Source organism: Bailinhaonella thermotolerans, assembly GCF_003594875.1.
Classification (GTDB): Bacteria; Actinomycetota; Actinomycetes; order Streptosporangiales; family Streptosporangiaceae; genus Bailinhaonella; species Bailinhaonella thermotolerans.
Genome location: NZ_QZEY01000003.1, coordinates 15,406 through 27,927, shown reverse-complemented (window position 1 = coordinate 27,927; position 12,522 = coordinate 15,406). Strand labels below are relative to the sequence as shown.

Here is a 12,522-nt window from a genome sequence, read left to right as displayed (position 1 = left end):
TCCTTCCCGTGCCGGTTCCACTAGCCAAACGTCTGCAACCTGCGCATACGTTCCCGTTCCCGCCGAGTCCCGCCGTACGGCCGCGGCGGCGGGCGGTCTCAGCCGAGGGCGGAGATCGCCAGTTGCGGCAGCGCGGAGAAGACTCCGGTCGCGACCAGGGCGATCGCGACGGCCACGCCCGCCGGCGCCGTCACGGGTACGGCGCGGCCGGGTCGTACGGCCGCGAACAAGCGTCCCGCCCAGGCGATGTAGTAGTAAAGCCCGATCACGGTATTGATCGCCATCACGATCGCCAGCCACCCCAGCCCGCCCGCGACGACCTCCCGGAAGACGACGATCTTCGCGAACAGCCCCGCGAGCCCCGGCGGCAGCCCGGCCAGGCACACGAGGAAGAACCCCAGCGCCGCGGCCGACCAGGGGCTGACGGCCCACAGCCCCCGGTAGTCGTCCAGCTCGTTGCCCGCCCGCGTGCGCGCGACCACCGCCACCACCGCGAACGCGCCCATGTTCATCGCCGCGTAGAGCGCGAGGTACGCCACGGACGCCGGCACCGCGCCGCGGTCGGCGGACGCGAGCGGCGCCAGGATGTACCCCGACTGCGCCACGGACGACCACGCGAGCAGCCGTACGGCGTGGCGCTGCCGCAGGGCCAGGAGGTTGCCGACGGTCATGGTGGCCGCCGCCAGCACGGCGACGAGCGGCCCCCACACGCCGCGCAGCGCGGGGAAGGCCAGCGTGAACAGCAGGATCAGCCCGGCGAACCCGGCCGCCTTGGAGATCACCGACAGCAGCGCGGCGACCGGCACCGGCGCGCCCCGGTAGACGTCGCCCGCCCAGAAGTGGAACGGCACGGCGGCCACCTTGAACGCGAACCCGGCCAGCACCAGCACGACCCCGGCGACCGCGACCGGGGCCCCGGCGCCGGGCGCGGGCACCGCGTCGGTGAACCGCGCGCCGGCGAGCACCGCCGCGATCCGCTCCAGATGGATCTCCCCGGTCACGCCGTACACCAGCGAGGCCCCGAACAGCATCACGGCCGTGGACACCACGGAGACCAGGAACAGCTTCAGCGCGGCCTCCCCCGCGCGCCCGTCGTACCGGCGCAGCGCGGCGAGCACGAACACCGGCAGCGAGACCAGCTCCAGCGACACGACCAGCATCACCAGGTCCCGCGAGGCAGGCAGCGCCACGGCCCCGGCGAACGCGCACAGCAGCAGGAAGTACCACTCCCCCGCGGGCACGTCGCCGCGCGCCAGCTCGGTCATCGACAGCAGCACGACCACCACGGCCGCGCCCAGCATCACCGCCGAGATCACCAGCGTGAACCGGTCCGCGACGTACGAGCACGAGGCGGGCCCGCCGCCGCGCAGTTCGCCCGGGATGCAGAAGGTGGCACGCCCGGCCCCTTCCACCGCGAGCCACGCCACCGCCGCCGTCGAAAGGAGCACCCCGCCGAGCGCCGCGAACCCCGGCGCGCGGGGCCGGCCGAGGAACGCGTCGAGCAGCAGCACCAGCCCCGCGGCCAGCGCGAGGATCAGCGGCGGCGCGATCGCGGCGTAGTCGATGGACTGGATCACGGCACCACCCCCAGCAGGACGCGGACCGCCGGATCGGTCACCAGCAGCAGCGACTTCGGCCACAGCCCGATCACGAGCGTCAGCGCGACCAGCGGCGACCACGCGGCCAGCTCGTATCCGGTCACGTCGGGCAGCCGCGCGTCCCGCCACCGCGCGTCCGGCCGGCCGTGCGTCACGCGGGAGAGCATGACCAGGAAGTACGCCGCCGTCAGCACCGTCCCCAGCCCGCCGATCGCCATGAACACCAGGTACAGCGGCCGCGACAGCCCCGCCCCCGGCGAGAACGCGCCGAGCAGCGCCAGCATCTCGCCCCAGAACCCGGCCAGCCCGGGCAGCCCCAGCGACGCCACCGCCGCGAAGGTCAGCAGCGAGCCGAGGTACGGCAGCCGCCCCAGCATCCCGCCGCCCAGCCGGGTCATGTCGCTCGTGCCGTACCGGTCCTTGACGCCTCCGGCGAGGAAGAACAGCAGCCCGGTGATCAGCCCGTGGGCGACGTTCCCGAACAGCGCCGCGTTCATCCCGACCGGCGTGAGCGTGGCGAAGCCCAGCAGCACGAACCCCATGTGCCCGACCGAGGAGAACGCGATCATGCGCTTGAGGTCGCGCTGCGCGAGGCACGCGAGCGATCCGTACACGATCCCGATCACCGCGAACGCCCCGAGCCACGGCGCGACGGCCTCGGCCCCCTGCGGCAGGACGGGTACGGCCACGCGGGCGAGGCCGTACGTGCCCATCTTGAGCAGGACCCCGGCGAGCAGCACCGATCCCACGGTCGGGGCCTCGGTGTGCGCGTCCGGCAGCCACGTGTGCAGCGGCCACATCGGGGCCTTGACCGCCAGCCCGCCCGCGACCGCGACGAACGCCAGGATCTGCGCGCCGCGCGACATCCCCGACCCGTGCGTGCGCGCCAGGTCCACCATGTCCAGTGTCCCGGTCTGCGCCCAGATGAGCAGCAGCCCCAGCAGCAGCACGGCGGAGCCGAGCAGCGTGTAGAGGATGAACTTGACGGCCGCCGCCCGCCGCCCGGGCCCGCCCCAGACGGCGATCACGAAGTACATCGGGACGAGCACGACCTCGAAGAACACGAAGAACAGCAGCAGGTCGAGCGCGACGAACGTGCCGAGCATGCCCGCTTCCAGCACCAGCAGCGCGACCGTGAGCGCGCGCATGCGCCGGGACGGCCGCCCGGCCAGGTACACGAAGCACAGGGCCGTGAGCAGCGCCGTCAGCACCACCAGCGGCAGCGAGATCCCGTCCACGCCGAGGTGGAACCGCAGGTCCAGCCCCGGCGTCCAGGCGACGTCCACCTCGGCCTGGACCGCGGCGGGCCGGGCGTAGTCGAACGTCGCCGCGAGCGCGATCGACAGCCCCAGCACCAGCCCGGACACCGCCAGGCCGTACCCGCGGACCACCCGCCGGGCCGCCGGCACGAGCAGCCCGGCCGCCGCGAGCAGCGGGACGGTCACCAGGAGCACCGGGATCATCGCAGCACCACCACCCCGACCGTGATGATCAGCACCCCCGCGAGCACGCCCGTCACGTAGGCCTGCGCGTTCCCCGCCTGCAGCCGCCGCAGCAGCCCGCCCGCGCCCACCGCCGTACGGCCCGAGCCCCGCACCGCGCCGTCCACCACGCGGTCGTCGGCGCGCACGGTGAGCCGGGCGAGCGCGGCCACCGGGCGCACGAACAGGGCGTGGTAGGCCCGGTCGACGTAGAACGCCTGCTCGGCGGCCGGGCGCAGCGGCCCCAGCACCCGCGCCGGGTCGGACTCGGGGTCGCGGCGCCAGGCCGTCCACACGACCACCGCGCCGGCCAGCGACGCGCCCACGCTGAGCAGGCTGGACGGCAGGTCGGGGCGCAGGCCGGCGAACGGCAGCCCGGCGAAGCCCAGCAGCAGCGCGGGGACGGCGAGCACGGCGATCGGCACGACCATGCTCGCCGGGCCCTCGTGCGCCGCCAGGTCCGGGCGGCGCACCCCGAAGAACGTGCGCAGCCAGGCCCGGGTGGAGTACGCCGCCGTGACCGCGACGGTGACCAGCGCGACGCCGTACACCAGCCAGGCGATCCAGATCGTCAGCGGCGCGCCCTCGCCCCCCGCGGTGTGCTCGGTGACGGCGATGATCACGTCCTTGCTGAAGAACCCGCTGGCCGGGGGCAGGCCCATGAGGGCCGCGAAGCCGATGGTCATGGCCGGGAACGTGACCGGCAGCCCGCGCCGGAGCCCGCCCATGTCGGTCATCAGGTTGGAGCCGACGGCGTGGATCACCGCGCCCGCGCACAGGAACAGCAGCGCCTTGAACGCGCCGTGGGTGAGCAGGTGGAAGACCGCCCCGTCGCGGGTCCCGGCGGCGAGCCCGGCCGCCATGTAGGCGAGCTGGCTGACCGTGGAGTACGCGAGCACGCGTTTGAGGTCGTCGGCGGCCAGCGCGGCCAGGGCGGCGCCGAGCATCCCGAGCGCGGCGAGGACGGCGAGCAGGTCGAGCGTGGGCGGGGCCGCGACGAACGCCGGGTAGAGCCGCGCCACGATGAAGATCCCGGCGGCGACCATGGTGGCGGCGTGGATGAGCGCGCTGATCGGGGTGGGACCCGCCATCGCGTCCGGCAGCCAGGTGTGCAGCGGGACCTGCGCGCTCTTGCCCGCGACCCCCGCGACCAGCAGCAACGTGGCCGCGACGAGCGTGCCCGGGGACATCGCGGGCACCGCCGCGAGCACGTCGCCGATCCGGAAGCTCCCGGCCGAGATCCCCAGCACGAAGATCCCGAACAGGAAGCCGACGTCGCCCAGCCGGGTGACCAGGAACGCCTTGATCGCCGCGCGGGAGTTCGCGCGGTCCTCCCAGAAGTGGCCGATCAGGGCGTACGAGCAGAAGCCCATCACCTCCCAGCCGACGTACAGGACGAGCAGGTCGGCGGCGTGGACGACCAGCAGCATCGCCGAGGTGAAGAGGGAGATGAAGGCGGCGTAGCTCGCGTACCGGGGCTCCTGGCGCATGTAGCCGATCGAGTACGTCTGGACGGCGGTCGCCACGACGGTCACGAGCACGCCGACCAGCGCCGACAGCCCGTCCAGCCCCAGGCTCACCGAGATCGGCACCGAGCCGGTCTCGACCAGCGTCAGCGTCGCCTCCCGGGGCCCGGCGGCGGCCTGGGCGTACGCCAGCCAGGCCGAGATCAGCAGCGCGGCCCCGGTGGGGATCACCGCGAGGTACGGCGCCGCCCGCCGCCCCGCGAAGATCCCGATCAGGGCCCCGGCGAACGGCAGCCCGACGACGAGCGCGACCAGGCCCATCACGCGGCGTCTCCCGCCCGCCCGTCCGGGCCGCCGCCCACGGGCTCGGGCTCACCCGGCGAGGCTCCCACCGGCTCGGGCTCGCCCAGGTCGCGCAGCCGGTCGACGTCCACGGTGCGCCGGTTCCTGAACACCGCGAGCACGATCGCCAGCCCCACGCCCACCTCGGCCGCCGCGATCACGATCACGAACAGCGTGAGCACCTGCCCGCCGTGCAACCGGTCCCGCAGCCACACGTCGAACGCCACCAGGTTGAGGTTGACGGCGTTGAGCATCAGCTCCACCGACATCAGCACGAGGATCGCGTTCCGCCGCGCGAGCACGCCGTACACCCCGACCGAGAACAACAGCGCCGCGACCACGGCCGGATAGACCACGTGCATCAGGAGCCACCGCCTTCGGAGTCCCCGGCCGCGCCGGGACCGGACACGGAGCGGGACCCCGATCCTGGGCCGGGGCCGGGCGCGGACCCCGATCCTGGGCCGGGGCCGGACGCGGCCCCCGATCCTGGGCCGGGGCCGGACGCGGACCCGGGATCGGAGGCGGAGCGGGATCCGGGGTCCGGGGTGGGGTCAGGGGCAGGGCGGGCGTCCGCCGGGGCGGGGGCGGGCCGGGCCTCTCCCGTACGGGGCTCGCCCGGCGCGGCGGCGGAGCCCGGCGCGGCGGAGCCCGAGGGGTCGGCGGGGGGCCGCGCGGGGGGCTGGGCCGGAGGCGGGGCGGGGCGGGGGCCGTTGGGGGAGGTCGCGGCGGGGACGCCGGTGGCCGGCCGGACGCGTAGCGGGTCCGAGCGGGGGCGGGCGATGTCCGTGCGGCTGAGCACGATCGCGCCGATGAGCGCGGCGAGGAGGAGGACCGACAGGGCCTCGAAGGGGAGCACCCAGGCCCGGAAGATGCTCGCGCCGATGGGCTTGACCGCGCCCGCCGCGGCCGGGCCGAGCGGGGCGTACGCCGTACGGAAGCCCTCGACGACCACGGTGACCAGCAGGGCGGCGGTCGCGAGCGCGACGAGGGCGGCCAGCCGGCGGTTCCCCGAGTCGAGGTTCTCCGAGGGGCCGACCGGGGCGCGGGTGAGCATGATCCCGAAGAGCAGCAGGACCACGACCGCGCCGACGTAGATGAGCACCTGCACCCAGGCCACGAACTCGGCCGTGAGCACGAGATAGCACCCGGCGAGACCGCCGAGCGAGACCACCAGCCACAGCGCCGCGTGCACGAGCCGCCTGGTGGTGACAACGAGAAGCGCCGATCCGACCACGACCGCGCCGAGCAGCAGGAACACGATCTCCTGACCACTCGGCGACAGGTAGGACGGCGCTTCCCTCACGTCCCGTCCCCCGGCTCCGCGGGCGATGTCCCCCGCCCTCCCGGCGGGTCTCCCCGGGATTCCGCCCCATCAGGCGGATCGGACTCACCGGACGACTCCGGCCTTTCCGGTGGATCGCCCCCGCCGGGCCGTGACTCGCCTGGCGGTCCGGCCTTCTCCGGCGGTTCAGGCTTGCCCGGCGACTGGGACTTGCCCGGCGGTTCGGGCTTGCCCGGCGACTGGGACTTGCCCGGCGGTTCGGGCTTGCCGGTCGGTTCGCCCTGGCCCGGTGGTTCGCTCGCGCCGGACGGCCCGGGCTTCCCGGGCAGCGACCCCGGTGGCCTGATCGCCCGCACGGCGCTGGCCGACAGGCCCTGCCGGGGCTTCCTCGGCGGCCGTTCCCCGGCCCTCCGGTCCTCTCCCCCGGCCCGCGGCTCCACCCCGGGACCCGCGGTGGAGGCGGGCGGGGAGGCGGGCGGCGTCCCGGGCGCGGCGGAGGGCGTCGCGGGAGTCCCCTCGGCCGGAGGCTCGGTCTTCTTCGGCAGCGAGCCCGGCGGCCTGATCGCGCGCACCGACCGCGCCGACAGCGACTGCCGCGGCCGCCTGGCCGTACCCTCCACGTCAGGCCCCTCCCCGGCGCCCGTACGGCTCTCGCCCGCCGCGCGGCCCTCGCCTCCGGTACGGCTCTCGCCCGCCGCGCGGCCCTCGCCTCCGGTACGGCTCTCGCCCGCCGTGGCGTCACTCGCGGGCGGCTCCGCCGTACCGGCGTCTCCGGAGGACGCGGCGGGACGGGACGCGGGCGCGGGACCGGTGGCCGGATCGGCCGGGCGGACCTCGGCGGGCGGCCGCGACGCGGCGCGCGCGGGACGGCCGGGCACGGCGGCGCGGGCGGGCCGGGAGGCGGCGGCGACCTCCTTGGGCGGCTCGGCGCGCTCGTCGTGGAGCTGCGGCGCGGGCACGCTCTCCATCCAGCCCCGAAGCCGGTCCTTCTCGTGAAGGAGGTCCCGGATGTCGTATTCGGCGTACTCGAAGTCCGGCGCCCAGAACAGCGCGTCGAACGGGCACACCTCGACGCAGATGCCGCAGTACATGCACAGCGAGAAGTCGATGGCGAACCGGTCGAGGACGTTGTGCGCCCGGGGCCGCCCGCCCTCGGGCGCGGGGGCGGTCTCCTTGTGCGAGTCGATGTAGATGCACCAGTCGGGGCACTCGCGGGCGCACAGCATGCAGACCGTGCAGTTCTCCTCCAGGAGCCCGATCACCCCGCGGCTGCGCGGCGGCAGCTCCGGCCGGACCTCCGGGTACTGCTCGGTCACCGCACGCCGGGTCATCCGCCCCAACGTGACGGCCAGCCCCTTCGCCAGTCCCGATCCCGGTATACGCGCCACGATCCACATCATCCCGCACCCGGGCCCCATGTAAATGACCCCGGCCCACATCGGGCCCCCCACCGTCCGCCCCACCGGCCCTCGCCGTCCGCCCCACCGGCCCTCGCCGGCGGCCCGGGTGGCGGCCCCACGGGCGGCGGCCTCACCGGCGGTCAGGCCGCGAGGAGGACCTTGACGACGCCGGTGAGGGCGAGCTGGAGGAGCGCCAGCGGGACCAGGCCGACCCACGCGAGCTTCTGGAGCTGGTCCTCGCGCAGCCGGGGATAGGACACTCGGACCCAGATCACCACGAACGCCAGGAGGAAGATCTTGATGAGGGTCCACAGCACGCCCGGCAGCAGGGGCCCGTGCCAGCCGCCGAGGAACAGGACGGTCGTCAGCGCGCAGAGGACCACGATCCCGGCGTACTCCGCGAGGATGAACAGGGCGAAGCGCAGCCCGGCGTACTCCGTGTAGGGCCCGAAGATGATCTCGGAGTCGGCGACCGGCATGTCGAACGGCGGGCGCTGGAGCTCCGCGAGGCCCGCGACGAAGAACACCACCGCGCCGATCGCCTGCCAGGGCAGCCACCACCACCGCCACTCCTCGACGATCCCGGGCAGCGACAGCGTGCCCGCCGCCATCGCGACCGAGGAGGCCGCGAGCACCAGCGGCAGTTCGTACGCCATGAGCTGGGCGGCGACCCGCATGCCGCCGAGCAGGGAGTACTTGTTGGCCGAGGCCCACCCGGCCATGATCGAGCCGAGCACGCCGACGCCCAGCACCGCGAGCACGAAGAACAGCCCCACGTCGAGGTCGCGCCCCACGAGCCCGGGCCCGACCGGCACCACGACCAGGATCACGAGGTACGGCACCAGCGCCACGGCGGGCGCGATCCCGAAGATCCGGCGGTCGGCGGCGGCCGGGATCACGTCCTCCTTCTGCGCGAACTTCACGCCGTCCGCGAGGAGCTGGGCCCACCCGTGGAACCGCCCGGCGTACATCGGGCCCAGGCGGCCCTGCATGTGGGCCATGACCTTGTGCTCGGTCTGCCCCACGATGAGCGGGAGCAGCAGGAACGCGCCGGTGATCACGACCAGCCGGAGCGCGGTGTCGAGCAGCGCGTTCATTCGCCCTCCCGGTGGGTCTCCCGGTGGTCCCGCCAGGCCGGCCGCCTGGACGGCGTCGGTCTACAACGGCTTGGCCCAGTCCTGCGGCACGCCGGGGGGCACCACCCGCCGCCGGCTGGGCGCGCCCGCCGCCGACTCGCCGGGCTCCTTCGCGCCGGGCCACGCCTTGGCCACCCGCGCGGCCAGCACGAAGTCCTTGCGCAGCGGATGCCCCTCGAACCCGTCGGGCAGCAGCAGCGGCTCCAGCCGGGGGTGCCCGGCGAACTCCACCCCGAACATCTCGTACGTCTCGCGCTCGTGCCACTCCGCGCCCCGGTAGACCGCGGTGACCGAGGCCAGCACCGGCCGCTCCCTGGGCACGGAGGTGCGCAGCAGCAGGTGCAGCCGGGCGGTCTGGGAGTACACGTGCGCGACCACGGCGAACGCGTCCGGCGGCTCGTCCACGCCGGTCAGCCAGTCGAAGAACGCGCACCCCAGGGAGTCCCGGGCGAACTCCGCGGCCGCCGTCCACAGGGCCGCGGGCACGTCCACGGTGAGCTGTCCGTAAGCGTCGGAGATGACCGCTTCGTCGCCGAACCGGCCCCGGATCGCCTCCTCCGCGTCCTCCCGGGACGGGCCGGAGTTTTCCACAGCCTGTGGATGATTCTCGCGCGTCACGCGGCGCCCCCGTCCCCGTCCCCGGAACCGCCCCGGCCCGCCGCGCCGCCGCTCACGCCCCCGTCTTCCGAGGCCGCGCCGGGCGCCGAACCGGGCGCCGCGCCCGGCGTCGCACCGGACGCCGTGCCGTACGGCGGGGCGGCGGCCTCGGGCGGCGCGCCCGGGGAGGGTGCCCGCAGGAGGGGGCGGCGCAGGGCGTCGGCCGACGGCGGGCGGCTGCGGGACCACACGTAACGCTCGCGCAGCGCCTCGGCGGCGATCTTCTCCTGGAGCCGCATGATGCCGTGCAGCAGCCCCTCGGGACGCGGCGGGCACCCGGGCACGTACACGTCCACCGGGACGATCTGGTCCACGCCCTTGGTCACGGAGTACGAGTCCCAGTAGGGCCCGCCGCAGTTGGAGCACGCCCCGAACGAGATGACGTACTTCGGCTCGGGCATCTGCTCGTACAGCCGCCGGATCGCGGGCGCCATCTTGTCGGTGACCGTCCCCGACACCACCATCAGGTCGGCCTGGCGCGGCCCGGGCGCGAACGGGATCACCCCGAACCGGATGAAGTCGTGCCTGCTCATCGACGTCGCGATGAACTCGATCGCGCAGCAGGCGAGCCCGAAGTTGAAGACCCAGAGCGAGTAGCGCCGTCCCCAGTTGAGGATGAACCGCATGGGCTTGGGCGCGAGCCGGGACAGCGCCCCGACCCCCGGCGGCCCGGAGGCGGGCATGGGCAGATCAGTCGCGGCCATGACCGGCATTCTCCCGCGTCCGCGCGCCGATATCCACAAGCCCCCACCCCGCCGCGCGGTTGTCCACAGGCGGGGGAGCGAGGTTTTCCACAGACGGCGGCGCCGGGATGTCCACAGGACCGGCCCGTCGTACGGCACGGCGCCCGCGGGCCGGGAGGTCGTCCACAGGTCTCACGTCCAGCCCAGGACGTTCTTGCGCCAGGCGTATACGATCCCCAGGGCGATGAACCCGAGGAAGACGAACATCTCGACGAGCGTCGCCACGCCGAAGCCCGGCGCCGCGAAGACGGTCGCCCACGGGAAGAGGAACACCGCGTCCACCGCGAAGACGACGTAGAGATACGCGAAGACGTAGTAGCGCACGTGGCTCTGCGCCCACCCCTCGCCGACCGGGTCCACGCCGCACTCATAGGTCAGCAGCTTCTCGGGGGTCGGGCGGTGCGGCCGCAGCAGCCGGTTCGCCGTCATGGCCCCCGCGAAGATCCCCACGCCGATGAGCAGCAGCGCCCCGACCACCGCGTAGGACCCGAAGTAGCCGTCCATGCCGCCTCCCAGCCGTCCGCCACGGTCAGCGTAACCCGCCCTCACCGGGGGTGACCAAGACCCAAAGTCTCTATGGACATAAACCCAAAGGAGCCTAAAACCAGGACATTCCTCCCCTAGCCTGTCCGGCATGCCCCGGAAGCCTGGACTGTCCCGAACGCAGCATCTCGCGGGAGGCGCCGCCCTCGCCGCGCTGGCCGCCGCCTGCGGCCCGGCCGGTGGAGGCGCGCACGCCCTCGGCGCCCCGTCGCCCCGTGTCACCCAGGTCCCGTCCAACCCCACCTACGTGCCCGCGCTCGACCCGGGAAGCGTCGGCGGGCTCACCACGCGCACGGTCTCCGCCGACTCCCCCGGCCGCAACGTCCACGCCACCTACCCCGAGGTCTCGTGGGCCCCCGCGCTGGGGACGGAGCTCGGCGAGATCGTGGCCGACCGCGTGCGCGAGTTCGAGAAGACCACCCCGCCCGCCACGAGCGCGCCCAGCCCCGAGCTGAACATCGACTGGCAGCTCGTGGCCCACGGTGACGACGTGCTCGCCGTACGCCTGCGGACCAGCGTCTTCAGCGGCGCGGGCGGGGCCGAGAGCTCCACGACCGTCTGGTACGACGCCCGCGACGGCAGGGCGCACCCCTCGGCGGCCCTGCTCGCGGGCGAGGCGGGCCTTGCGGGACTGACCTCCCTGGTCCGGGCCGACCTGACCCGGCCGGACTCCGGGGCCGACCGGGAGCTGGTGGACGACGCCCTGCAGCCGGACCCGGAGGTGTTCGACTCCCTGGCGTTCAACGTGCGCGGCGACCTGGTGGCCGAGTTCGACGAGTACCAGTTCGGCCCCGGCTCGGCGGGCGAGCTCGCGACGGCCGTGCCCCGCCTGCAGGCCGAGCCGCTGCTGTCCCCGCTGGGCAGGCGCGCCCTGAAGGCCGCCGCCGGGGACCGCTCCGCCGGCGTCCCCGCGCCCACCCCCGCCGCCGCGACGCCGCGCGCCGCGGCGACGGCCTCGGCGACCCCTTCCGGGGCGTCCGCGCCCGACTGCGCGGCGCTCAAGTGCGTCGCGCTCACGTTCGACGACGGCCCCGGCCCCGACACCCCCCGGCTGCTCGACACCCTCAGGTCCCGGGGCGTGCGCGCCACGTTCTTCACCGTCGGCACGAACGCCGCGGCCGAGCCCGAGACCCTGCGGCGCATGCGCGACGAGGGCCACGTCATCGGGAACCACTCCTGGTCCCACCGCAACCTCGCCCAGCTCTCCCGCGTCAAGATCGCCGACCAGCTCGAACGCACGCAGAACGCCGTACGGCGGGCCACCGGCGAGGCCCCGTCGCTCATGCGCCCGCCGTACGGCGCGACGGACGCCGACGTGACGGCCGTGAACCGCAGGCTCGGGCTCACCTCCGTGCTGTGGACGGTGGACCCGATGGACTGGCGCGACCGGGACGCGGCCACCGTCGCCCGCCGCGTGGTCCGGGACACCCGGCGCGGCTCGATCGTCCTGCTGCACGACATCCACCGCGGTTCCGTGGACGCCGTGCCCGGGATCATCGACCGGCTGGCGGCCCGGGGGTTCACCTTCGTCACCGTCCCCGAGCTGGGCGCCGCCCCCGGCCGGAATGTGGCGCGGTGACTTTCCGGGGTCCGCGGGGCCGGAACCGGGCGGGGCCATATAGTTGACGGCTGTGACCAGAAACGTGCTCTTCGCCCGCCTGCACGTGGACCTGTGTCGGCTGGCCTCGGGGCTGTGTCGCCGGAGCCCATGACGTCGTCCGCCCCCGGAGGACGCCCCGCGCCCCGACGTCGTCCGCACCCCTGACGACCCGCGGCCCCCGGCACCACGATTTCTGGCCCCCTGCGGTCCCCCGCTCGCGCACACCCCCGTGAACCCCCGTCCGTCCTCGGACGTCCTCATTCATGGGCGTGGG

The 12,522-nt window shown here is 74.7% G+C and carries 12 protein-coding genes; 2 read left to right on the top strand and 10 right to left on the bottom strand.

Annotated elements, in window-relative coordinates; genetic code table 11:
* Positions 1-98: 98 nt before the first annotated feature.
* From D5H75_RS09375 to D5H75_RS09330, 10 genes are all read right to left on the bottom strand, one after another.
* Positions 99-1,577 carry an NADH-quinone oxidoreductase subunit N gene (locus tag D5H75_RS09375; protein WP_119926021.1) on the bottom strand — a complete coding sequence of 493 codons (1,479 nt, stop codon included), beginning with the start codon at positions 1,575-1,577 and terminating at the stop codon, positions 99-101.
* Entirely contained in the window at positions 1,574-3,061 is a 1,488-nt protein-coding gene (locus tag D5H75_RS09370; protein ID WP_119926020.1) for a complex I subunit 4 family protein, read from the bottom strand. Before D5H75_RS09370 ends, D5H75_RS09375 begins: the two co-directional genes overlap by 4 nt.
* Positions 3,058-4,866 carry an NADH-quinone oxidoreductase subunit 5 family protein gene (locus D5H75_RS09365; RefSeq protein WP_119926019.1) on the bottom strand — a complete coding sequence of 603 codons (1,809 nt, stop codon included), beginning with the start codon at positions 4,864-4,866 and terminating at the stop codon, positions 3,058-3,060. The genes D5H75_RS09370 and D5H75_RS09365 overlap by 4 nt, the downstream gene beginning before the upstream one ends.
* The gene (nuoK, locus tag D5H75_RS09360) at positions 4,866-5,249 is read right to left on the bottom strand and encodes an NADH-quinone oxidoreductase subunit NuoK (protein ID WP_119926018.1); all 384 of its coding nucleotides are present in this window, start codon (positions 5,247-5,249) and stop codon (positions 4,866-4,868) included. Before nuoK ends, D5H75_RS09365 begins: the two co-directional genes overlap by 1 nt.
* A complete protein-coding gene (locus D5H75_RS42815) occupies positions 5,249-6,190 on the bottom strand; it encodes an NADH-quinone oxidoreductase subunit J family protein (protein ID WP_242454104.1) in 942 nt (313 codons plus the stop codon). The genes nuoK and D5H75_RS42815 overlap by 1 nt, the downstream gene beginning before the upstream one ends.
* The gene (locus D5H75_RS42810) at positions 6,187-7,500 is read right to left on the bottom strand and encodes a NuoI/complex I 23 kDa subunit family protein (protein ID WP_242454103.1); all 1,314 of its coding nucleotides are present in this window, start codon (positions 7,498-7,500) and stop codon (positions 6,187-6,189) included. The genes D5H75_RS42815 and D5H75_RS42810 overlap by 4 nt, the downstream gene beginning before the upstream one ends.
* A 209-nt stretch (positions 7,501-7,709) precedes the next feature.
* Positions 7,710-8,666: a complex I subunit 1/NuoH family protein gene (locus D5H75_RS09345; protein ID WP_119926017.1), complete on the bottom strand. Its 957-nt coding sequence runs from the start codon at positions 8,664-8,666 to the stop codon at positions 7,710-7,712.
* Between the two features lie 60 nt (positions 8,667-8,726).
* The gene (locus D5H75_RS09340; protein ID WP_119926016.1) at positions 8,727-9,296 is read right to left on the bottom strand and encodes an NADH-quinone oxidoreductase subunit C; all 570 of its coding nucleotides are present in this window, start codon (positions 9,294-9,296) and stop codon (positions 8,727-8,729) included.
* Positions 9,297-9,319: 23 nt separating this feature from the next.
* Positions 9,320-10,066, bottom strand: a complete 747-nt coding sequence (locus tag D5H75_RS44735) for an NADH-quinone oxidoreductase subunit NuoB (RefSeq protein ID WP_340137757.1) — start codon at positions 10,064-10,066, stop codon at positions 9,320-9,322.
* A gap of 171 nt (positions 10,067-10,237) precedes the next feature.
* Positions 10,238-10,609, bottom strand: a complete 372-nt coding sequence (locus D5H75_RS09330; protein WP_119926014.1) for an NADH-quinone oxidoreductase subunit A — start codon at positions 10,607-10,609, stop codon at positions 10,238-10,240.
* 130 nt (positions 10,610-10,739) lie between these two features.
* Here D5H75_RS09330 and D5H75_RS09325 point away from each other — a divergent pair, with 130 nt between their 5' ends.
* A complete protein-coding gene (locus D5H75_RS09325; RefSeq protein WP_119926013.1) occupies positions 10,740-12,227 on the top strand; it encodes a polysaccharide deacetylase family protein in 1,488 nt (495 codons plus the stop codon).
* A 52-nt stretch (positions 12,228-12,279) separates the two neighbouring features.
* A complete protein-coding gene (locus D5H75_RS44570) occupies positions 12,280-12,360 on the top strand; it encodes a putative leader peptide (protein WP_422673641.1) in 81 nt (26 codons plus the stop codon).
* Positions 12,361-12,522 lie beyond the last annotated feature (162 nt).